This window comes from Wenzhouxiangella limi, from assembly GCF_010499265.1.
Classification (GTDB): Bacteria; Pseudomonadota; Gammaproteobacteria; order Xanthomonadales; family Wenzhouxiangellaceae; genus Wenzhouxiangella; species Wenzhouxiangella limi.
Genome location: NZ_JAAGSC010000040.1, coordinates 303,553 through 326,166, shown reverse-complemented (window position 1 = coordinate 326,166; position 22,614 = coordinate 303,553). Strand labels below are relative to the sequence as shown.

16 protein-coding genes are annotated in these 22,614 nt (G+C 65.8%); 9 read left to right on the top strand and 7 right to left on the bottom strand.

Going from position 1 to position 22,614, the window contains the following annotated elements; all coding sequences use genetic code 11:
* Window positions 1-51: 51 nt before the first annotated feature.
* A complete protein-coding gene (locus tag G3I74_RS08595) occupies window positions 52-1,947 on the top strand; it encodes an autotransporter assembly complex protein TamA (protein ID WP_164211165.1) in 1,896 nt (631 codons plus the stop codon).
* Window positions 1,944-5,780, top strand: a complete 3,837-nt coding sequence (locus G3I74_RS08590; protein WP_164211164.1) for a translocation/assembly module TamB domain-containing protein — start codon at window positions 1,944-1,946, stop codon at window positions 5,778-5,780. Before G3I74_RS08595 ends, G3I74_RS08590 begins: the two co-directional genes overlap by 4 nt.
* A gap of 19 nt (window positions 5,781-5,799) precedes the next feature.
* Here G3I74_RS08590 and G3I74_RS08585 read toward each other — a convergent pair whose 3' ends face one another.
* Window positions 5,800-6,477: a glutathione S-transferase gene (locus G3I74_RS08585; protein WP_164211163.1), complete on the bottom strand. Its 678-nt coding sequence runs from the start codon at window positions 6,475-6,477 to the stop codon at window positions 5,800-5,802.
* Window positions 6,478-6,601: 124 nt separating this feature from the next.
* Between G3I74_RS08585 and G3I74_RS08580 the strand changes: the two genes are divergently transcribed.
* Together G3I74_RS08580 and G3I74_RS08575 are read left to right on the top strand one after the other, a co-directional pair.
* Window positions 6,602-7,042, top strand: coding sequence for a hypothetical protein (locus tag G3I74_RS08580; protein ID WP_164211162.1), 441 nt, complete (start codon window positions 6,602-6,604; stop codon window positions 7,040-7,042).
* Window positions 7,043-7,080: 38 nt separating this feature from the next.
* Window positions 7,081-7,980 (top strand): DUF6279 family lipoprotein, encoded by a 900-nt coding sequence (locus G3I74_RS08575; protein WP_164211161.1) that lies wholly within the window; start codon window positions 7,081-7,083, stop codon window positions 7,978-7,980.
* On the opposite strand, the gene G3I74_RS08570 is transcribed toward G3I74_RS08575, so the two are convergent.
* The 5 genes from G3I74_RS08570 to G3I74_RS08550 form a co-directional block, all read right to left on the bottom strand.
* Entirely contained in the window at window positions 7,972-8,658 is a 687-nt protein-coding gene (locus G3I74_RS08570) for a YceH family protein (RefSeq protein ID WP_164211160.1), read from the bottom strand. The two genes, G3I74_RS08575 and G3I74_RS08570, sit on opposite strands and share 9 nt — an antisense overlap.
* Before the next feature lie 149 nt (window positions 8,659-8,807).
* The gene (cspE, locus tag G3I74_RS08565; protein ID WP_164211159.1) at window positions 8,808-9,011 is read right to left on the bottom strand and encodes a transcription antiterminator/RNA stability regulator CspE; all 204 of its coding nucleotides are present in this window, start codon (window positions 9,009-9,011) and stop codon (window positions 8,808-8,810) included.
* A gap of 224 nt (window positions 9,012-9,235) precedes the next feature.
* Window positions 9,236-10,639 carry a DUF3482 domain-containing protein gene (locus G3I74_RS08560; RefSeq protein ID WP_164211158.1) on the bottom strand — a complete coding sequence of 468 codons (1,404 nt, stop codon included), beginning with the start codon at window positions 10,637-10,639 and terminating at the stop codon, window positions 9,236-9,238.
* Entirely contained in the window at window positions 10,636-12,078 is a 1,443-nt protein-coding gene (locus G3I74_RS08555; protein ID WP_164211157.1) for a DUF2868 domain-containing protein, read from the bottom strand. The genes G3I74_RS08560 and G3I74_RS08555 overlap by 4 nt, the downstream gene beginning before the upstream one ends.
* 97 nt (window positions 12,079-12,175) lie before the next feature.
* On the bottom strand, window positions 12,176-14,686 hold the full coding sequence (locus G3I74_RS08550) for a S9 family peptidase (RefSeq protein WP_164211156.1): 2,511 nt from the start codon (window positions 14,684-14,686) through the stop codon (window positions 12,176-12,178).
* A gap of 144 nt (window positions 14,687-14,830) precedes the next feature.
* Between G3I74_RS08550 and hemN the strand changes: the two genes are divergently transcribed.
* Both hemN and G3I74_RS08540 read left to right on the top strand, forming a co-directional pair.
* Window positions 14,831-16,228, top strand: coding sequence for an oxygen-independent coproporphyrinogen III oxidase (gene hemN, locus G3I74_RS08545; RefSeq protein WP_164211155.1), 1,398 nt, complete (start codon window positions 14,831-14,833; stop codon window positions 16,226-16,228).
* A gap of 90 nt (window positions 16,229-16,318) precedes the next feature.
* Complete coding sequence (locus G3I74_RS08540; RefSeq protein WP_164211154.1) at window positions 16,319-17,080, top strand: helix-turn-helix domain-containing protein; 762 nt, start codon at window positions 16,319-16,321, stop codon at window positions 17,078-17,080.
* Between the two features lie 19 nt (window positions 17,081-17,099).
* On the opposite strand, the gene G3I74_RS08535 is transcribed toward G3I74_RS08540, so the two are convergent.
* Complete coding sequence (locus tag G3I74_RS08535) at window positions 17,100-19,667, bottom strand: M14 family zinc carboxypeptidase (protein ID WP_164211153.1); 2,568 nt, start codon at window positions 19,665-19,667, stop codon at window positions 17,100-17,102.
* Between the two features lie 69 nt (window positions 19,668-19,736).
* Between G3I74_RS08535 and G3I74_RS08530 the strand changes: the two genes are divergently transcribed.
* From G3I74_RS08530 to G3I74_RS08520, 3 genes are all read left to right on the top strand, one after another.
* Window positions 19,737-20,366 carry a YbhB/YbcL family Raf kinase inhibitor-like protein gene (locus tag G3I74_RS08530; protein ID WP_164211152.1) on the top strand — a complete coding sequence of 210 codons (630 nt, stop codon included), beginning with the start codon at window positions 19,737-19,739 and terminating at the stop codon, window positions 20,364-20,366.
* A gap of 166 nt (window positions 20,367-20,532) precedes the next feature.
* Window positions 20,533-21,942, top strand: coding sequence for a type I glutamate--ammonia ligase (gene glnA, locus G3I74_RS08525; protein WP_164211151.1), 1,410 nt, complete (start codon window positions 20,533-20,535; stop codon window positions 21,940-21,942).
* A 143-nt stretch (window positions 21,943-22,085) separates the two neighbouring features.
* Window positions 22,086-22,604: a DUF4124 domain-containing protein gene (locus tag G3I74_RS08520; protein ID WP_164211150.1), complete on the top strand. Its 519-nt coding sequence runs from the start codon at window positions 22,086-22,088 to the stop codon at window positions 22,602-22,604.
* The last annotated feature ends 10 nt before the right edge of the window (window positions 22,605-22,614 follow it).

The window sequence follows — 22,614 nt, the reverse complement described above, 5'->3', positions numbered from 1 at the left end:
CGGTAGGATGCAGAAGTAGCCGCTTGTTCGTGACCGCCCTTGTTTCTTCGTTTGTCTATTCTGTTGCTGCTGCTGGCCCTTAGCCTGCCCCTCTCCGCCCGGCCGGTGGTCACCGAGATCCAGGGGGTCGAAGGGGCCTTGCTGAGCAACGTTCGTGCCCATCTGGGGCTGGTCCAGGCGCGCAACCTCGACGAGGTCTCGGTCTGGCGCCTGCGCCAGATGAGCGCCGATGCGCGCGAAGAAATCCGCCAGGCGCTGCGCCCGTTCGGCTACTACCAGCCCAGCATCGAGGTGCGGCTGATCGAGCCGGAAGGCGACAGCGATCCCTGGCGGGCGCAAATCCAGATCCAGCCCGGCGAGCCGGTAACCATCGGCCAGGCCGACCTGCAGATCACCGGCCCCGGCGCCGATCATCCTGAACTGAAACAATGGCGTGAAAGCTGGCCACTGAGCGAGGGTCGGGTGCTGCATCATCCGACCTGGGAGGCGGGCTGGCAGGCGCTGACCGAAATCGCCAACGGACACGGCTTTTTCGATCATCGCTTCGAGCGCCGCGATGTGCTGGTCGACCCCGACCGCAACCAGGCCGCCATCGACCTGCATTTCGAAACCGGCCAGCGTTACCGTTTCTCCGGTTACACCACCGAGCCCACGCCGTTCAGCGAGCGCCTGCTCGACCGCCTGACCATCATCGAGCCTGACGAGGCCTACAGCCGCCAGCGCGTCGACGAACAACGCGAGATATTGGCCCGGGCCGGATTGTTCGAGCGCATCGTCGTCGAGGAGGAGCGCGATGCCGAGACCGGTCGGGTCAACCTGCACTATCGGCTCGACCCGCGCCCGCGCGATTCCTACCGCGCCACCCTCGGATTCGGCACCGACACCGGCGCCCGCGTCCAGCTGGGGTGGGTTCGGCACTACCTGTCCTCGCGCGGCAACCGCCTGGATTCGGGCATCGGCTTTCAGCAGGCCGACGGCGAGTACGTGCTGCGCAGCGAATACTTTCATCCGCGCGGCAACCGCCCCGGCGATTTCCTCACCGCCGGCGGGGTGCTGCGCAGCCAGCAGGATGATTTCCGCTTCAGAGACGAGAATCGACAAGAGGCCGTGTTCGATTCCTTCGACGGCCGTCGTGAACAGGTCGAACTGCGGCTGGGCCGCCTGCAGGAACGCCTGTTCTGGCGCCAGCGTTTCCAGACCATCGAGGAACGGCTGTTCGTCGCCGTGCTCAACGAATCCTTCGACGCTTTCCGCGAAGCGAGCCTGAGCGAGGAAAACGAAGCCCTGCTGGCCGCCAACCCGGAACTCGCCCCTTTTCTGAAGACCGAAACCAACACCGTCGCCCTGGGCGCGACCTGGCGACTGCCCAACATTTCCGGAACCGGCTTTACGACCCACGGCCAGATCCTCGAGGCGCGCCTGCTCGGCGCTCACGAGTCGGCCGGCTCGGACGTCAGCTTCGCCCAGGCCTACCTCCACGGGCGCTGGCATGTGCTGTTCGGCGAACGCCACAAGCTACTGTTTGCCGGCGAGCTCGGCTATACCGAAGCCGACACCAGCACCCTGGACCTGGCGCTCGACGAGCGCACGCTGGACCTGTCGATTACCGAGCTGCCGGAGCGCTACCGCTTCAAGACCGGCGGCGACCGCAGCGTGCGCGGCTACGGCTTCGAAAGCCTGAGCACCAACCGAAACGGCGCCAACCATATCGTCACCGCCTCGATGGAGTACGAGTACCGGGTCGGCGAGAACTGGTCGCTGGCCGCTTTCTACGATATCGGCAATGCCTTCAACGACTGGGATGAGCGCAAACTCAAGCGCGGCGTCGGCGCAGGCTTTCGCTGGTACACCCTCATCGGACCGATCCAGCTCGATATCGCCCAGGCCCTGGACGATGTTGACAAGCCCTGGCGGGTGCACTTCACCATCGGCACGCGACTGCTATGAAAAAGTTTCTGATCATTACTCTTGCCGCCGTGCTGCTGCTGGTGTGCGCGGCGGCCTCAGGCTGGTGGTGGCTGACCAGCACCCAGTCCGGGGCGCGCTGGCTGCTGGAGCGGGCCGCCGGCGTGGCCCCCTCGCTGGCCTGGGAGGACATGGAGGGCGACCTGCGCAGCGGCATCGTGCTGCGCGGCGTGCAAATCGACGAGGCCGGCGTGCAGGCCGACCTCGATCGCCTGCAGCTGGCCGTGCGCATCCACCTGCCGCCCTCGCCCCGGGTCGACGTGCGCTGGCTGCGGGCCTCCGGCGGTCAGGTTCACCTCGCAGCGAGCGACGACGAAAAACCGGATGACGAATCGCCCCTGGTGCTGCCGGACCTGACCAGCCCGATCGATGTCCGGGTGCGCGAACTGACGCTGAGCGATTTCCGCGTTCATCCACCGGCAAGCGATGCGCCGGTCGTGATCGAGCGCGTCCACCTCGTCGCCCGCGCCGGCGAGCGCCTCGAGATCGAGACCCTGGAGGTCGAACTGCCCGAACTGGCAGCAAGCCTGAGCGGCGACTGGGGGCTGTCGGAGCCGTTCGCCGGGCGCCTGGTGCTCGACGCTGACTACTCGATCCCCGACGGGCCGACCCAGGCCCTGAACGCCGTGGTCGAGGGCGATCTTTCCGAGCTGACCATCGACTTGGAAGCCGACGGGCCGGCCGGCCTCGACGGCCAGCTGGTCCTGCGCGAGCCGCTCAACCAGATCGACGCCGAGCTTGCCCTGGCCGGGCGCCTGGGAGACTGGCCGGACGTGGACCTGGCCGTTGAAGATTTTGAACTCGACGCCCAGGGCAGCCCGCAGGACTGGCGCCTGGACGTCGACGGTCGCGCCGTCGGCGAGGGCCTGCCGGACAATCGCTGGCGATTTGAGCTGGCCGGCGATCTGGAGCGCATCGAGCTGCGCGAGGGCCGGCTTGAGGCTTTCGGCGGTCAGGTCGCGCTCACCGGCAACGTCGATCTGTCAGCCGGCCCGCGCGCGCGCCTGCGGATGGACGCCGAAGCCCTGGATCTGAGCCCCTTGAGCCCCGAGTGGCCGGACGCGGCGCGGCTGTCCGGCGGCTTCGACCTCGACGCCAGCCCTGGCCGGATCACGGTCGAAGACCTGCAGTTTGCCGCGCCACCGACCAGCCTGGCCCTGCAAGGCAGCGGCAACTGGTCACCCGAAAGCGATGAGCTGGCAGCAGACCTGCAGTGGACGGAGCTGGACTGGCCGCCGTTGGCCGAGGGCGAGAATCGGCTGTTCCAGAGCCGCTCGGGCACGCTGCGGCTGAGCGGTCGGCTGAGCGACTGGCAAATGGAGCTCGACGCCATCCTCCAGCTGCTCGACCAGCCCGAGCTGCAGGTAGAGGCCAGCGCCAGCGGCGACCAGAGCGCGGCCGAAATCGAGCGCCTGGTTGCCGATGCCGGATCGGCCGGAGCGATCGAAACCAGTGGCCGGGTGCAGCTCAAGCCCAGCCTCGGCGGCAACCTCGATTTAGAGCTGCGTGGACTCGATAGCGGCCGTTTCGCCCGCAACTGGCCGGGTCGGATCGACGCCGACCTCGGGCTGCAGGCACAGTCGCTGGACAGCATCGCCCTGGACCTGCGCCGCCTCGACGGCGAACTGCGCAATCAACCCATTTCCGGCCAGGGCCGGATCAGCCTGCGCGAGGACGCGCCCCGGGCCGGAAACTTGCGCCTGCGCTTCGGCGACAACTCACTTCAGGTGGACAGCGCCGACGGGCGCGACTGGCAGCTGGCCCTGGACGCCACCGCCCTGCGCCAGTTCATGCCTGAGCTGTCGGGTCGCCTGGCGCTGGACGGGCAGTTCGACGTCGCATCCGGCAGCGGCCGGCTGACCGGCACGCTGAGCGAGGCGGGCTGGGGGGACATTGGCCTGGAAAGCGCAGAGCTTGAAACCGACCTGACCTGGCTGGGAGATCGCCCTTCCGCGCAGCTGAACCTGCAGATGGCCGAGCTCGACCTGAATCCCTGGGAGCGGATCGAGGCGCTGGAGCTGAGCCTGGACGGCGACTGCGACGATCACGAGGCCCAGCTCAACCTGACCGGCGAGCGCGGCAGCGTGGATCTGGGCGCCACCGGGCGCCTGGACAGCTGCACGCTGTCCGAGGTCAGCGCCTGGGCCGGCAGCCTGGACGATCTGTATCTGGGCAATACCATCGCCGGCGACTGGACGCTGGCCGAGCCCATGGCGCTCAACGTTGCCGCCGGCAGCGTGCGCGCCGATCGCGGCTGCCTGGTCGAAGCCGCCGAGCGTGAAGGCCGCATCTGTCTGCGCTCGCTCGAGGTCGCCGAAGCCGGTCGGGTGGCCATCGGTATCGAGGAGGTCCCGATGGATCTGCTGCTTGTGCCGCTGGACCCGGTGTTCAACTTGACCACGCCGCTGTCGGGTGAACTGGAGGCCGGCTGGAGCGGCGCCGACGGCCTGGATCGACTGGCCGGCGAGCTGCGCCTGGGCGAGGGTGTTATTCAGCCACTGGGCACCGACACCAGCCTGCTCGGCATCGACAGCGTTCGCCTCAGGCTGGACCCGGAGCCGGGGTTTCTGCGGGTTTCGCTGGAGGCCGCGCTGGAAGGCGAAAGCCGCTTCAGCGGCCAGGCCCAGCTGGTTGATCTGAAGGATCTGTCGTCGGCCACGGTGGATGCCGAGGCACGGCTGAGCCTGCCCGACATCGGCGTGTTCAATCGTCTGGTGCCCGATCTCGATCAGGTGGGCGGGCGCCTGGACGGTCGCATCCAGCTGGCCGGGGCCCTGCTGGGTCCCGGTCTGGATGGCCATCTCGAGCTCAGCGAAGGGCTGGTGGTCAATGCGCCGCTGGGACTGCGAATCGAAGATATCGGGCTGCGCCTGGAGGCGACCGAAACCAGCGCCGACCTCAGTGGCAGCCTGCGCAGCGGCGATGGCCAGGCCACGGTCAGCGGGGATCTGGATCTGGTCGACGACCAGTGGCAGCTGGACTCGACCCTGACCGGCGATGACTTTGTCTTTGCCGATGTCGACTGGCTGCGCCTGCGAGCCAGCCCGGATATCCGCCTGCAGCGCTCCGGAGACGGCCTCACCAGCATCGATGGTGACATCCGTATCGACCGCCTGCGCGCCGGCGTGCCGCCGGGGACGGCCGAGCGCGTCACCACCTCAGATGACGTGCGTGTCCGTGGCGAAACCGAACAGGAACAGGAAGCACCAGAGATTGCGCGCCAGCTGCAGGGCCGCCTGGGCCTGGACCTGGGCGACGACGCACGCCTGGCCGCAGTCGGCATGGAGGCACGCCTGGCCGGCGCGCTGGAGATGACCTGGGAGCGCCAGAGCATCACGCCACGGGCGCGCGGGATGATCCGTATCCCCGAGGGCTCGTACCGGGCTTATGGCCAGAATCTGGAGATCGACGACGGCGAAATCCTGTTCACCGGCCGCGCCATCGACGACCCGGGGCTGGACATCGAGGCGGTGCGCGACATTTTCGGCGACCCCCAGGTCGAAGCGGCCGGGGTGCGCATCCGCGGCAGCGCCCGCGACCCGCGCATCACCCTGTTTACCGATCCGCCCACCAGCGAAGAAAAAGCCCTGGCCTACGTGGTCACGGGGGCCGACTTCGACCACGCCGCCGGCCAGGCCGCGGTCAGCGTCGGCTTCTACCTGCTTCCGCGCCTGTTCGTCAGCTACGGCATCGGCCTGTTCGAGGCAGGCAATGTGCTGTCCGGCCGCTACGAGCTGTCGCGGCGATGGGGTGTGCGCGTGGTCTCCGGAGAGCGTGATACCGGGGTCGACTTGAGCTACGCGATCGACCGCTAAAGCAGGTGCTTCGCGAAAACTATTCGCTCGGACCGTAGGCGTAGTCACCCCCGCGCCGAAGCGCTTCCTGGTAGGCCTCGCGAGCCTGGAAGCGCTCAACGTAGCGGCCAATTGCCGGAAACGCATCGTCAATAATGCCCTGCGAGAGAGCGGCCTCCAGCGGAAAGCTCATCTGGATATCGGCCGCCGAGATATCGTCGCCGGCAAACCACTGGTGTTCGGCCAGGTAACGGTCGACGTAACTGATGTGCGTGGCGATCTGCTGGTTGGTGAAGGCGTTGTCGACCTCGTCGGCAATCTTGCGCAGGATCGGCCGGATAAAAAACGGCCCCGGCCCGTTGCGAATTCGGTTAAAGACCAGCTTGAGCAGCAGCGGCGGCATCAGCGAGGCTTCGGCATAGTGCAGCCAGTAGGCGAACTGCCAGTAGCGCTGGTCGTCCGGCTTCGGTGCCCACTGCTCGTCGCCGTAAGTCCGCGCCAGGTACTCGATGATCACCCCGGACTCGGCGTAGGTCTCGCCCTGGTCGGTGATCACCGGGGCTTTGCCCAGCGGATGGACCTTGCGCAGTGCTTCGGGCGCCAGCGAGGTTTTCGGGTCGCGCTCGTAGCGCTTGACGCGATACTCCGCGCCCAGTTCTTCCAGCAGCCACAGAATGCGCTGCGAGCGTGAATCTTCCAGATGATGGACAACGACCATGCTCAGACTCCCGTCCGATTGAATTTCCAGCTCCCATGCTCGCACAGCGCGCGTGAGGCGGTCAGGGTTTGAATCCCATCCCGTCATCACCCAGACTAGCCTCACACCCGATGGAGTGACTGCCATGGATTCAAAACCGTTCTGTCTCGCGGCCCGGGCGATCGCGCCAATCGGACTGCTGTTGACGCTGCTTGCCTGCGGGGACGCCCCCCCGCCACCCGAGCCCCCGCCGACGGAGAACATGCCGATGACCAAGCCGCCGCCCGACCAGGCCGATACCGGCCCGGCAGAGCGCCTTGCCGTAATCGATCTCGCGCAGCGACTGTCGATCGAGACCGACCGCGTCCAAGTCGTCAGCGCCCAGGCGGTGACCTGGTCCGACGGCGCGCTCGGTTGTCCGCAACCTGACGGCATGTACACCCAGGCGCTGGTGGAAGGCTTCCAGATCGTCCTGGCCGCCCAGGGCGATGAGTATCATTACCACGCCGGCCCCGACGGTGAGCCGTTCCTGTGCCCCGAAGAGCGTCGACAGACACCGGTCGGCGCGGGTCGGACGCGCTACTGACAACATCGCCTTGCCCCCAGAGAGCGTACGCTCGGGCCATGTCCTCGGTTCGCAACCTGATCGCGCTGTCTCTGCTGCTGGTGCTGCTGGCCGGCTGCAGCACGCGTCTGGCCTACAACAACCTCGACTGGCTGACGGTGCGCTGGGTGAACCAGCAGGTTTCGCTGGACGGCAGTCAGCGCACGCTGCTGCGCGATTTGATCGAGGAGCAGCAACTGTGGCACTGCGCAACGCAGCTCGACGACTATCAGGACTGGATCGAACAGGTTCGGCTGGACCTCTTGGCGCAGCGACTGGATCAGCAACGGCTGAGCGATCACGGCGACCGCCTGGCTGCCTTCGCGCGCGCCCTGGCCGATCGCCTCCAGCCGGTGCTGGTGGAACTGGCCGTCTCGCTGGACGATGAGCAGGTGGATCAGGTGCTGCTGGCACTCGATGAGCGCATCGAAAAACTGCGCGAGGAAATCGGGACCCGGTCTGACGAGCAATGGGCGATCGACCGGGTGGAAGGGCTGGAGCGTCGCCTGCGGCGCGTGATGGGGGCAATCAACCCGGCCCAGCGCGCGCGGCTTGAGCTATGGGCCAGCGAGCTCACCGCGACCCACGCCTACCAGCTGGCGCAGCGGCTGTACTGGCGCGACCGGATCGCCGGGGCGCTGGCCCGGCGCGACGATCGCGCCTTCCTCGATCAGGAAATCAGCGCCCTGCTGGCGCCGGATGCAGTCTGGCCGGAAGCCTACCGCCAGGCGATCGAATCCAATCGCCAGCTCACTCTGGAGGCCCTGGAAGAAGTCGTGGCAATGACCGAGCCGGCGCAGCGCGACAAAATCTCGGCCCGGCTGTCGCGCCTGAAAAACGATTTCCAGCGGTTGAGCTGCGAGGGCGAAGCCCCGCCGGCGCTGATCGAGTCGACGATAGCCGCAACTCCGTCAGGCTGAAGGCTGGGAGCCGTCCGGCAGCAACATCTTCATCCCGGCTTCGAGCGCGGCCATGCGTTCCTCCAGCGCCGACATCCGGCTTTCCAGGTTCGCGGCTGCCGCCTCGTTGACGGACTCCCCGGCTGCCTTCGCAGCCGCGGCGGGCCTGTCGATCTTGCCGGTCAAGGTGTGGGCGTATCGATCCTCGCGCTGACCCGGACCGCGCGGCAGCCCGATCACCAGCGGGGCGTCCCTGCCGGCCAGGCGATCGAGGCAGTAGCGCACCTCGTCCAGATCATCAAAACGATGCAGGCGTTCGCTGCGGGCCAGCAGTTCGGCCAGCGTTTGCGGCCCGCGCAACAGCAGCAGGCCCAGCAGCGCGCGCTGGGGCGGGGTCAGCTCCAGGCCGCTGTCGGCCTGGTGGGCGTAGCGGGTGGCGCGGGCGCCGAATTCACTGCGGACCAGTCCCCGCTGCTCCAGCTGGCGCAGCGCCTGACCAACGCGACCCGGGTCGAGCTTCATGATCGGGTGGCGGCTGGTTTTCTGGTTGGCCGCGGTCACGCAGGCGTTCTGGGTGAGCGGGTAGGCCTCGGGGGTGGTGGCCTCTTTTTCGATGAGACAACCGAGGACGCGCGCCTCTTCCGCGCTCAGCGGCGGGTCGAGCGGGCAGGATTCGATGTGCGCATTGTCTTCGGTCATGACGGGTCCAGAGGATAGTGAATGCGATCACGATTTCGTGATTTTGAACGACGAGTGTAGGCACTTCGTCGACGCAAAAACCCGACCCAGATCAAAAAACCCCGCTCGAGGGCGGGGTTTTTCGTCTTCTCCAGTGGAGAAAAAGGACGTTAGGCAGGCTGTACGTTCGCTGCCTGCGGGCCCTTGGGGCCGTCCTGAATGTCGAATTCGACCTTCTGACCTTCGGCCAGCGTCTTGAATCCGGAGCCCTGGATGGCGCTGAAATGTACGAATACGTCCTTGCCACCATCGTCCTGACTGATGAATCCGAAACCCTTCGCCTCGTTAAACCACTTGACGGAACCTGTTGCCATTGTTCTTGCTACCTTGTGAATTACTCAAAAAAGAAAAGCGCGTGCAGCTTATGAGCGGGGGGTGATCGGAGGTAAACCGGAGGGGGAAACGACCTGATTACTCACTGCCATAATCTACAGGCACTGCGAAGTGTATCTCACCGCCGGCAGAAAAGCCAGAAAAATCGCAGCAGCCACAAGGGACTCCGGGGTCACTCAATCCTGGCGATGATTTTTAGCAAATTTCAGGCTTCATCGCCGTGGTACGGCTTATCGAGGCTGGCGCGCAGAACTTTCGCCAAGTCGACGATGGCGCGGGCACGGGCTGGATCGGGCATGGCGGCCGGGTTGACGGCCGACCATTCCGGGTGGCGACGGGCGCGCCTCAGCGCCGCCGGCAAGGTCTTTTCGGCCCAGCGTTCGCGGTCGGCCGCCTTGAGCGGGGCCTGGCTGGCATGGCCACGCCGGCGCAGGCCAGCAAGCAGCTGCAGCTGACGCCAGGCCAGCAGGCGCAGCGTGGGATCGTCCACCATCAGGCGGATACGGCCGGCCAGGCGATCGCCGATACGACCGCCGAAACCGCGCGCCAGTCCGACCCCGGCGCCCACGGCGGCGCCGATCAGGGTGCCCGCGCCAAGGCTCAGGCCCCCGGTGGCCACATCCACCGCCGCGCCGGCACCGGCGCCGACGCCGACATGCCCGCTGGTGCGGATGCCATGGTGGCGCAGCGTGTCCGGATCAAACAGATCTTCGGCCCACTGACCGTCGTCCAACGGCAGGTCGTCATCAGTGTAATCCTCGCGGCCAAAGCGATACAAATCGAGCAGGGTGCCAACGCAGGCCTGCTCGCGATCACGCACCGCCGCGTGCAGGTCGGTCATGGCTCGGGCCCGGTCCGTATCGGATCGCAGCTCCGCCTCGCGCTGGGCGGCGGCCACGTCGATCAGCATCTCGGCGATGGTCTCCACCGCCGCGACCAGCCGGGCCTGCTCCTCGTCGGCCCGAGCGGCCAGCCAGACCTCGAGCGTGGGCGCAAACGCATCAAGCTGGCTGGCCAGCTTCTCAAACAGGCGACGCTCGGTGGCCGGATCCCGGATAACGGCATCGAATGCCAGCACCGTGTGCAGGCCGATGCGGGCCAGGGCATCGCGCCACTCGGACTCGCGGGCGTGCTCGCTGGCCACGAAGTTCAGCACCACCAGCATGGGGCGCGCGCACAGGGCCAGTACGGCCAACTCATCGAGGTACTTCTCGAGCACCGGCTCGCGTACGTCGACCACGTACAGGGCCACGTCCACGTTGAGCATCAGATCAAGCACCCGCACCTCGTGATCGAAGCGCTCGCGCGCCTGCGGGTCGGTCAGCAGGCCGTGGATTCGCTCGGGCCCGTCGTGGCGTGACCCCGGCTGCGCGTCCAGCCATTCGATCAATCCCGGGGCATCTTCCAGTCCGGGCGAGTCGTACAGGGTGATCAGCGTCTCGCCGTCGACCACCAGCGGCGCCGAGGCGACCTGGCGGGTGGTGCCTGCGCGGTTGCGAATCTGACCGAAATCTCGCCGGTGCAGCAGGGTGCGCATCAGCGAGGTCTTGCCGGTGTTGGTGTGGCCAACAACGGCCAGGTTGAGCACAGCAGGCCCGGTCCGGCTCACGGCTGTTCCCCCAGCGCCCGGTATAGCTCGGCCAGGGCGCCGGCCTCCGGCGTGTCGGCATCGACCACCACCAGATCGGCGCCGACGCGCTCGGCCAGCGAGCGCCAGTCGGCTTCGCGTTCGCCGAGGTCACCGCCGCGCTCGCGCCACTGATCGCCCTCGTCGAGCCAGATCACCAGCACGGTACCGGCTGCGTCGGCCAGCGCCGACAGGAAGCGGCCGGTGCCCTCATCCGGGGTGCGCAGGGCCGAGCACTGGGCCAGCACCGCCGGCGGCGCGATCTCGAGCGATTCTGCGGCAGCGAGCAGTCGGTTGCGCTGACTGCGGGTATCAGCCCGACCCAGGGCGTGCCAGGCAACACCCGGCAGCGGCACCGGCCAGTCCTTGCGCTCCAGTTCCACGGCCACCAGCAACGGCGGGCCGGCGACCTCGTCGGGGCGCTTCCGACTGGGTGAGTCACCGACCCCGGGGCGCTTACCGCGGATCCGGACCTCGCCCTCGGCCATCAGGGCGCCGGCCAGGCGCAGATAACCGGGTCGCGCCGTATCCAGCCGCACGCGTTGCAAGCCCAGGGTCGCGAAACCCGCACACGCCAGCATCAACACCAGGCGCGGAAAGATGCCGTAGACGGCCACCAGCACCAACAGAAACCGGGCCCACTCCGCGCGCATCACGCCGCTTTCGGCGCCTTCGCGACCGGCCAGAATCCACTCTGGCGACAGCGGCTCGACCAGGCCCAGCGAGGCCGGCAGCCAGCCCAGCGCCTGGATCAGCTCGACCACGGTGTCGTCGCTCAGCAGGGTGGTGCCCCAGCTCAGATCGTACTGGGCGATGCTGAACAATAGCGCCAGGGTGGCCAGGGCCGCCAGGCCGTACGCGGCCCAGAAGGCATGGGTCAGCGTACCCAGCAGCCAGCGACCCGGCCCGGTCAGCAGCAGGCCGGCGCCGGCCGACACGGTTTCAGCGGCCAGGGGTCCGGACAGCAGACGCGGTCCCAGACGCCGCAGTCCCAGACCGACCAGGCCGCTGCTCAAGCCCGGCGCGGCGTGGCCCGGGCGGGTCAACAGCATCATTGCCAGCCAGACCAGCAGCATCAGACCGGGCAAAAACAGCATGGAAGCCGCAGCCAGCAGCACGTCCACCTCACGCGCCTGCGCGCTCGACAGCGCGGCCAGCGCACCGGCCGCTATTGCCAGCAGCACCACCAGCAGCGACAGGTGCCGGAGCAGCCGCCGCATCCGTACCAGGTCGGCCCGCACCGCGGACGCACAGGGCAACGCGGCCGCTCTCCGGGCCAGCCGAGCGGCCAGGCCGCCGGACGTCTCGCGCGCGAGCACGTTGGCCGTCTCGTCGTCGCGCAGGCGCCCGTGCCGCTCTTCGTGAAGGCGGACGGTTTCGGCCAGCAGCCAGTCTGTGGCGGGGATGCGGGCGTTGCTCATGGCTGCGCGCACTTGGGCCTGTAGCCGTCACGACCTGCTCGCTTGGCAGCAAAAACCAGCCGAAACAGCTGAAACAGCTGAAACAGGCCAGGAAAGCTCACCCCTCGGGTGCCGTTTCCGGGTAAAGGTGCTGCCACCACTCCGGCTCGTCCTTGAGCCACTTGTCGAACCAGGCCAGCATGGTGTCCCACCACACGTAGCGTTTTTCGCGGTCGAGAATCCAGTGATCTTCGCCGGGAAATTCGACCAGCTCAACGTCCCGCCCCAGCAGCCTGAGCGCGGTGTACATGTTGTGGCTCTCGCCGGGCGGGACGTTGGTGTCGGCATCTCCGGTAAGCAGCAACAGCGGCGTGGTGATGCGGTCGGCCGAGTAGACCGGGCTCTGGCCGACGTAAAGCTCCGGGTTGTTCCACGGAAACGAGCCGCGGCTGGCGATTCCCGAGTAGCCGTAGCCCCACCAGCCCTGGCCCCAGTAGGAGGTCAGCGCGCTGATGCCGGCGTGCGAGACCGAAGCAGCGTACAGATCGGTGAGGGTGGCCAGGTGCATGGTCATGAAGCCGCCGTAGCTGGCGCCGATATTGCCGATGCGTTCGCCGTCGATGAACGGGTGGGCGGCGACGAACCGTTGCGTGCCTTCGATGATGTCCTCGGCGGTATAGCGGCCCCAGGCGTTGACGTGCAGGGCCGAGAAGTCCTGGCCGTAGCCGATCGTGCCGCGCGGCTGGAGCACGTAGACCACATAGCCCTTGGCCGCCCAGAGCTGGAACGGATAGCGGCCGGTGAACTGGCGATTGACCGGCGTGGTACCGCCGTAGTAGTAGACGATCAGCGGGTAGGACTGGTCGGGGTCAAAGCCCGGCGGCAGGTAATAGCGCCCCTCGATCGCATCACCGCTTTCGTTGGTAAACGACCAGGGACGAACTTCGCTCAGGCGAACGCCGTCGTACTCGCTCGGGCGCGTATCGAGCAAGACCTCGGGTTCATTTCCATTGGCGGCCAGGTCGATGCGATGGATGCGTTGCGGGGCATCGGCATCGGTGCCGCGTACCACGACCACCGGCGCTTGTTCGTCGCTGGCGACGAACTGCTCCATGACTTCCAGCCCGGTATCAATCCGCCGGAAATCTTCCTCGACGGGATCGACATGGACCAGCGCAACTTCTTCGCCCCAGGTCGCCGAAAGCAGCAGGTCGCCCGTGACCAGACGGTGCATATTGCCGAAGGACGGGTCGAATCCGCGGCTGAGACTCCGCGCGGTCTCACCGTCGGCGCTCAGGGCGTAAAGCTGGGTGTCGTACTCGTTCGGGACCAGTGCCTCCTCGGTGGTTGCACCGTCACCCTGGACCAGACCGGGTCCGGCCAGCAGCCAGTAGCCCTCCTCGGCGAACAGGGCAGCGTTGATCTGACGGTATTGCCCGACGTCGCTCGTCTCCAGCGAAGGCAATTCCATGGTGTAGAGGCGAAACAGGCTGTGCGGCGGCTCGGCGTAGTCGATGATGCGCTCGGTCAGCAGCAGGCGATCGCCGTCGGGATGCACGTCGAGCAGGTTGACCGAGGATGCGCCGGCGGTCAGCGGCCGGACCAGGCCGCTTTCGATATCGACCTGGTAGAGCTGCGTGTTGTCACGAAAGCTTGCCCAGCGATCTTCCAGCGAGCGCAGCCGCCGGCGCTGGTCGTTGTCGGCCTCGAACGCTTCGGTCCAGGCAAAAAGAATCGAGCCGCCGTCGGGATGCCAGCGCCAGCTGCCGATGCGCTCGTGGTTGGCGAGCAGCAGTCGCGCCTGTCCGCTGGCCAGATCATGCAGCCAAAGGTTGTCGCCTTCCTGCACGGCCAGCCTGTCGGCATCCGGACTCCATTGCAGGCTGCGCGGCGGATTGCTGGTCCACTGGCGCACGATGCGGTTGTTGTCCAGCGCCCGGACCTCGACCCTGGCCAGGTCGAGGTCGGCGGCGTCGTTGCGGGCGCTGAACGTGATGGCCAGGTGCTCACCGTCGGGCGAAAGCGCCAGTTCAGTAGCGGTCTCGGCATTGGTCAGCAACCGCGCTGAAACCAGACGCCACGGCTCGACATGAAAATCGACGTGGTCGACTTCGGTGTTGCCCTTCCACTGCAGGCCCGGCGTCTGCTCCTGGTCGGCACCGTGATGAAACAGCCACAGCGTGTGCGTTCCGGCCGACAGGTCCAGTTCCACCCCGTTTTCTTCCGGCGAGTACGGCTCGCCGTTCAGCCACAGTTTGGGCTCGGCCAGGCCGGAAACAAGCAGCCGCCCGCGCACAAAGCGCTGAGCCTGGAGATGCACCATCCAGACCGAGGGCCCCGAATCCTTGGCCGTTGCCTCGGGCGGATGGGCCTGCCAGGTCAACGACTGGCCAAAAGCGCGGATGCTTGCCCCCGGCGCCGGCAGGTCAGAGTCGCTGAGTTGCATGATCAGGGCACGGCGAATCTCGTCGGCCTTCGGGCTGTCGTCCAGCGCTTGCGAGGCAAAGGGAAGCGGACCGAGCGTCAGCACCGTATCGATTTCGCTGGCTGTCTCGGCGCGAAGCAGCGCAGAAGGCAGCGCCAGGAAGGCCGCGATGACGGGCAGCAGGTAAATCCAGGCTTTTTTCATGAGCTCTCTTTCAAGCGGGAAGGTCGGTGAAATGTCAATTTATCAGAACCTTCCGAAGTTTTGATGCGTATCAAATCCGTTTGCCCATAGCGACGGTAAGCTTTCAGATCAAATAATCAGCCATTCTGCCCGGGAAGCGACAGCATGTCCGAACTCATTCGTCCGACTTTCGACGTGGACCTGATCGACCGCTACGGCGGTGAGGGACCCCGCTACACCTCCTATCCGACCGCCGTACAGTTCAACGAACGCTTCGGCCCGGAGGACTTCCTGACCGCCATCGATGAGAGCAATCGCCTGCCGATTCCGGCCGATCTGTCGCTGTATGTGCATGTACCTTTCTGCTCCAGCCCGTGCTTCTACTGCGGCTGCAACCGCGTCATCACGCGCTCGGCGACCGCCGGCGATGAATTCCTGGACACGCTCGAACGCGAAATGGATCTGGTCGCACCGCGCTTTGACGCTGACCGCAAGGTGCGTCAGCTGCACCTGGGCGGCGGCACGCCGACTTTCCTGACCGTCGATCAGCTCTCGCGCCTGATGGACATGCTGCGCGCACGCTTCAAGTTTGCCCAGGACGGCGAGCTGGGCCTGGAGGTCGATCCGCGCACCATCGATCCGACCGGCATCAAGCGCCTGCGGGAAATCGGCTTCAACCGTATCTCCATCGGCGTGCAGGACCTGGATCCGGCCGTGCAGGAAGCCGTCAACCGGATCCATGACACCGCGACCGTCAGCGCCACCATCGGCGCCGCCCGGGCCGTGGGCTTCGAGTCGATCAGCGTCGACCTGATCTACGGACTGCCGCTGCAGACCACCACCGGCTTCGCCCAGACCGTGGAGACGATGGTCAGCCTGAAGCCGGATCGCCTGTCGCTGTTCAACTATGCCCACCTGCCGCATCTGTTCAAGGGCCAGACCCGAATCAAGAGCGAGCAGCTGCCCAACCCGACCACCAAGCTGGCGATCTTCCGCAATACCTTAAGCCGGTTGCTTGATTCCGGTTACGAGTTCGTTGGCATGGACCACTTCGCACTCCCGGGTGACTCCATGGTCAAGGCGCGGGCCAACGGCACGCTGGTGCGCAACTTCCAGGGCTATTCCACCCACGGCGGCCTGGACCTGGTCAGCTTCGGCCCCAGCGCCATCAGCCAGATCGGCGACAGCTTCGCCCAGAATCACCGCAAGCTGCCCGACTGGCGCATAGCCATCGAGCAAGAAGGTCATCCGGCCACCTGCCGCGGGCTGACCCGGACCACGGACGACCGCGTACGCGCCGAAATCATCGAGCGCATCATGTGCACAGGGGCTCTTGTCTACGCCGACCTCGAACGGCTTTTCGAGCTTTCCTTCCGTAGCTACTTCAGCGAGGAACTGCAGCGCCTGGAACCGCTGGCTGAAGACGGACTCATCGAGTGGCAAAAAGGCGGATTCACGGTCACCGCTGCCGGCCTGATGTTTCTGCGCGCCATTGCCAAGGTCTTCGATGCCTACCTGACACCCAATCGGCAGCAGCAGGGGCGCTTCTCACGCATCGTCTGATGCTTCTGCCCTTGTGAATGCTGGCAATTGACTGGGCAGGGCAGCAACTGCTGATATAATCTGGCTCCATTGATTGTCAGGAGTTGGCGCGTGAGCGACAAGCCGAGCATCTCGGAAATCGGTCAGAAGGAGACGTCCTGCGAGGACTGCTCCCTTTTCAACCTCTGTTTCGCACACGACATCTCGCCCGAAGAGCGCGAGGAAATCAACCGCGTCCTCAAGCGACAGCAGCCGGTCGGGCGCAGCGACCACCTGTTTCACGGCGGCCAGTCGGCCAAGACCGTCTCGGTGGTGCGCTCCGGCTCGGTCAAGGCCTATCAACTCTCCCACGAAGGCGACGAAATCGTCTCCGGGTTCTATTTGCCCGGCGAGATTCTGGGTCTGGACGCCCTGTCCAACGAAAAGCACCCGGGGTTTGCCATCGCCCTCGAAGACAGCCGCACCTGCGAAATCCCGTTCAAGGATTTCGTCACCATGCTGCAGTCCAGTCCCAAGCTCAACCAGGTCATGCTGCGCCTGCTGTCTGAGGAAATGGCCGAAACGCGCGAACTGCTGCTGGTCGTCGGGCGGCTGGATGCGCGCACCCGCGTTGCGCTGTTTCTGATGAGCATGTCGCGCCGTCTGGCGCGCCGCAACCAGGATCCGGACCAGTTCCGGCTGACCATGGACCGTCGCGATATTGCCAACTATCTCGGCTTGACGATCGAAACCGTGTCGCGCACGCTCAGCACGCTGCAGCGCGAAGAAGTCATCGAAGTCCGCGGCAAGCTGGTGCGCGTTCTCAACCGCCCCGCTCTGGAAGAAATGGCGATGCGCGTCGATGACGGCAGCCGGCGCCAGGCGACCGGCTGACCGCCTCGGTTTCAACCGTCTAGTCCGCCTCCGAAGGCAGCTGGGTTGTTCCGACGATCGAGCTGAAAAACAGCGCGTTGGCGAACAAGCGCTCGGTGCCCAGCCAGTAACCCCGAAAGAGATAGTCATCGGCCACCCGGATCACCGCCCCGGCGCCGTGACGCGTCACGCTCAGCGCGGGGCTCCCGGCCAGGCGCTCACGATTCTCCTCGGAAAGAAAGCCGGAGACCAGCACGTCGTCGGTATAAAGGGCAACGCTGGAGTAGGGATTGGACGCCGGCTTGAGCATCTGTCGCCCCCGCCGCATCACCGCCAGGTCCTCCTCTGTATAACCGAAAGCCAGCGGGTGGGTGGGATCCAGCCTCACCCCGAGTACGCTGCCGCCAATCAGTTCCCGCGCCCGGTCATCCCGGAAATCGCCGTACGCGCGCCGCTCCGGCACGGCTTGCTGTTCGTCTTCGGAGTCCTCGTCCTCGATCAATTCCCACTCCAGCGGCAGCGTCTCAACCCAGGCAGCGGCGCGCCGGGCCGCCAGCAGAATACCGCCGTCTTGAACAAAGTCCACCAACCGCTCCGCGGCCGGTTCGGGCAGGGCCGAGTAGTTACCGTCGGGCAGGATGATGTGGCTGTATTCCGACAGATCGACCCGGGTCAGACGCATCCAGTCAAGGCGGGTCAGCGGCTGCTGCAGGTAGTGATCGAACCAGTGCCAGACATAGCCGGCGTGGTTGGGCGAAAGGCCTTGACCGACCACCATGGCCGGCTGAACGGGTTCGACCACCGGCACGGATGGTGAGCCGAGGTCAGGCCCGCTGACGGCCAGGCCCCGGCGCGCGGCAACCACCTCCGAGCCGTGTTCGGCCGCCAGTTCGGCCAGCCGCTCGTCCACCGGCGGCGCGCTGTCGGGCTGCAGGCCGCGATGAATGACCAGGCTGCCGCGCACGAACTCTCTTTCATCGTCTTCTCCGACCTGTATTGTGCTCGGCTTGGTGAAAACCTGGATCCTGTAGTCGTCGGCCAGCAGTGCGGCCAGCAGCGGGGGCGCACCGCGCTGATCCCAGGGCACGATCCAGGCCGGCGCATCGCTGGCCGGCGGGGTCGGGCGATAAGCCGCGACCGACTCCAGCGCTTCGCCAAGCGTTGGCAGGCGGCGGACGGGTGCGAGCGGCAGGTCGAAGCTCAGTCCCAGCGGCCAGGTCGAAACATCGTAAAAGGTCTCCATGGTCAGTTCGGTCACGGGCTCGAACACCGAGCGCAGGAAGCGGTACTGGTCCTGGTCCGCGGGTACCGCCCAGGCCGAGCCGGCTGGCTGTTGCCGCCCGGCGATGGTGACCTCCTCGGCAACCGGCATCACGGTGATGTCGTGGCGCAGCAGCAGCTCGACCAGCGCACGACCGCGCGCCGGATCGCCGCCATCGCCAAACATCCAGCCTTCGTTGCGGTCGCGATCAGCCGCCTCACGCGCGCTGCGGAAAAACTCGGCCTGGTAGGCGATCAGCTCATCGGCGTGCGCCACCGCCCCCTCGATGGACGACAGGCTGGTCCGGATCTGGTTGGCCACCGCCTCGCCAAAAGTCCGCTGTCCGTACTCGGTGTCCTGGACGTGGCCGCGCGCCGAGCCTTGCTCGAAAAGAATACCCACCGAACCGGTCAGATCCGGATACGTCGAGCCCTTGCCTGCGTAATAGTCGTCGAACGACTCGCGGGTGTAGTAGGGTTCATCGGCTTCGTCGAGTCGCCGGGCGTGGTACTCCGCGATGGTCGCGGTCAGTGAGAAATTGCGCGCCGGGGTCAGCGGGTTGTTCCGTTCGGGCACCCCGGGCTGAAAGAAGTAGGTGCTGTTGGGCCCCATTTCGTGGTGATCGGTGACCACGTGCGGCCGCCAGGCGTGGAACTGCGCCAGCCGCGCCCTGGATTCCGGATGAACCAGGGGCAGCCAGTCGCGGTTGAGGTCGAACCAGTAATAGTTGGTCCGCCCGTTCGGCCAGTTCTCGTGGTGCTCGCGGTCGGCCGGATCGCTGACCGGATGGACGCCTCGGTGCATGTTGACCCAGTGGGCAAAGCGATCGGCGCCGTCGGGGTTTAAGACCGGCTCCATAAGGATCACCGCCTCTTCGAGCCAGCCAGAGACTTCGTCGTTGCGGGCCGAGGCCAGGTACCAGGCCGTGATCATCGCCGCGGTGACCCCGGAAGCCTCGTTACCGTGAACCGCATACCCCAGCCAGATCACCGGCGGGCCGTCACCCTCGCGGCTGGCACGGACCCGGTCGGCCCGCAGCTGGGCCGTTTGTGCCTGGCGCTCGGGGGAGCTGAAAACCAGCAGTTTCAGCGGCCGCAGACCGTGCGTCTGACCGATCTGCTCGATCGAGACGCGGTCGGAAGCCTCGGCCAGGTAGTCGAGGTAGGCGACGACCTGGTCATGGCGCAGATGCCGTTCGGCCGGGTCGAAACCGAGAAATTCCGCCGGCGCGGCAATGTCCGGATCCGGGTCGAAATCGGCTGGCAGGCCCGAAAAGGCCGTCGCCTGACCAGCCGAGCAAATCAGCACGATCAGTGCAACAAGAGAACGAAACCGGGTGACAAACATGGCGATTCGCAGGGTGTGAAACGGCCTGCTAGGATAACGGCTCCACCGAAACACATGGGATTGACCGTCATGAAACTGTCCTCGATCGACCTGACCGACCAGCAGCCCATCGATCCGCGTTTCGCCTTCGGCAAAATTGCCGACGACGCGCCGATGGCACTGTCGGACAACGTCTCGCCGCACCTGGCCTGGGAGGATGCGCCGGCCAGAACACGATCTTTCGTCTTGTTGTGCATCGACCCGGACGTGCCCTCGAAAGCGGATGACGTCAACCAGGAAGGCCGCGTGTTGCCGGCCGACATGCCGCGGGTCGACTTTTGTCACTGGGCGATGGTCGATATCCCACCCGATGTCACCGAGCTGCAAACCGGCCAGTGCAGCGACGGCGTCACGCCCGGGGGCAAGAAGCATCCGCCCGGGCCTGCAGGCGCGCGCCAGGGCCTCAACGACTACACCGGCTTCCTGGCCGGCAATCCGGACATGGCCGGGCAATATTTCGGTTACGACGGACCCTGCCCGCCCTGGAACGACGCGTTGCTCCACCATTATGTGTTCACCGTCTACGCGCTGGACGTCGAGCGCCTGGAGCTGCCGGCCGAGTTCAGCGCACCAGAGGTACTAAAGGCAATCCAGGGTCACGTCCTGGCTGAGGCGAGCCTGACCGGCACCTACACCCTCAACCCGTCGGTGAAGGCGTAGATCAGCTCAATGATTGAGCGGGTCGATTTAGAGCCCGCTCAATCATTGAGCCCATGCTGTGCGGGAGCGCGCCGCAGGCCGCATATCGCGGTGACTCTGGCATTGGAACGTTTTGTGCATTGCATAGCTGGATACCGAACCCACCACCAAGGAACCCTGCTCAACCATGACACCGACTGAAATCATCAAGCGCATCCGCGACGAGGACATCGAGTTCGTCGACTTCCGTTTTGCCAACACGCTCGGCAAGGAACAACACGTCAGCGTGCCGTCCTCGGCCATCGACGAAGAGTTGCTGACCGACGGCAAGATGTTCGACGGCTCCTCGATCATCGGCTGGAAAGGCATCAACGATTCCGACATGGTGCTGATGCCGGACTGCGAAGCCACTTTCATGGACCCGTTTTCCGAACACAAGACGCTCAACATCAACTGCGACATCCTCGAGCCGGCCACCATGCAGCCCTACAGCCGCTGCCCCCGCTCGCTGGCCAAGCGCGCTGAAGCCTATCTGAAATCCAGCGGCGTGGCGGATTCCGCCTTTTTCGGGCCCGAGCCGGAATTCTTCGTTTTCGATTCGGTGCGCTTCGGCAACGAAATCTCCGGCGCCTTTTTCGAGATCGACGCCGAAGAAGCCGCCTGGAACACGGCCAAGAAGTACGAGGAAGGCAACCACGGTCACCGGCCGCGGGTCAAAGGCGGTTACTTCCCCGTACCCCCCGTCGACGGACTGGCGGACCTGCGCTCGCTGATGTGCACCACGCTCGAAGCCGTGGGCATCCCGGTGGAGGTCCATCACCACGAAGTCGGCACGGCCGGCCAGTGCGAGATCGGCACGCTGTTCAATACGCTGACCCGCAAGGCAGACGAGTTGCTGATCCTCAAGTACGTGGTCCAGAACGTGGCCCACATGCACGGCCGCACCGCCACCTTCATGCCCAAGCCGCTGGTCGGCGACAACGGTTCGGGCATGCACGTCCACCAGTCTCTGTCCAAGGGCGGCACCAACCTCTTTGCCGGCGACGGCTACGGCGGCTTGAGCGAAACCGCCCTGCACTACATCGGCGGGATTTTCAAGCATGCCCGGGCGATCAACGCGTTTGCCAACTCCACGACCAACAGCTACAAGCGCCTGGTGCCCGGATTTGAAGCGCCGGTTCTGCTGGCCTACTCGGCCCGCAACCGCTCGGCTTCGTGCCGGGTACCGTGGGTGTTCAGCGACAAGGGGCGGCGCATCGAGGTGCGCTTCGGCGACCCGGCGGGCAACCCGTACCTGACTTTTGCGGCAATGATGATGGCCGGCCTGGACGGGATCGTCAACAAGATCGATCCGGGTGCACCCATGGACAAGGACCTCTACGACCTGCCGCCGGAAGAAGAACAGAATATTCCGCGGGTCTGCCATGCGCTCGACCAGGCGCTGGAAGCGCTCGACGCCGATCGCGAGTTCCTCAAGGCCGGCGACGTGTTCTCCGACGATCTCATCGACGGCTACATCGCGCTGAAAATGCAGGAAGTCACCCGGTTCCGGATGTCGACCCACCCGGTCGAATTCGACATGTACTACTCCAGCTGAGAACCCACGCACCGGTTCCGGCCGCCGCCCCGTCCGCCGGGCGGCGGCCGTTTTCCACTCTCCGTGGACCCAACGCTCAAATCTTGTGCAGTTGCGGCAGTAGAATGAGGGCCAACCCCTTCATCAACAGGAAGCGACGCGCGATGTCCATCCCCCTGAAAATGCTGCTCGCCGGATTCTGTCTGATCAGTACCGGCCTCCTTGCCCAGCCCATTTACCGGGTCGTCGACGAAAACGGCAACGTGACCTACACCGACCAGAAGCCCGCTGAAGACGCCGAACCGCTGGACCTTCCCGACATCAACGTGATCAGCGAAAACGATCCCGAAGTCGAAGAATTGATCGAGCCCGAGCCCGCAGATGGCGCCGTCGAGCCGTTGCAGCTGACGATCGCCGAGCCTGCCGAAGACGCCGTGATCGCAAACAGCGACGGGCGAATCGACATTCGCCTGGACAGCAACCTCGACATTCCGCCAGCCGCACAAATGGTGGTTTATCTGAATGACCAGCCGCAGCCGCCAATCCGCAGCCTGGAGTTGACCCTGAGCGATCTGTCGCCGGGCGAATACCGCTTGCGCGCCGAACTTCAGACACCCAGCGGGCGCGTGCTGGCCGAAACCGAAAGCGTATCGGTACGGTTGATCGCCGCGGAACCGCGCTGACGATCCGATC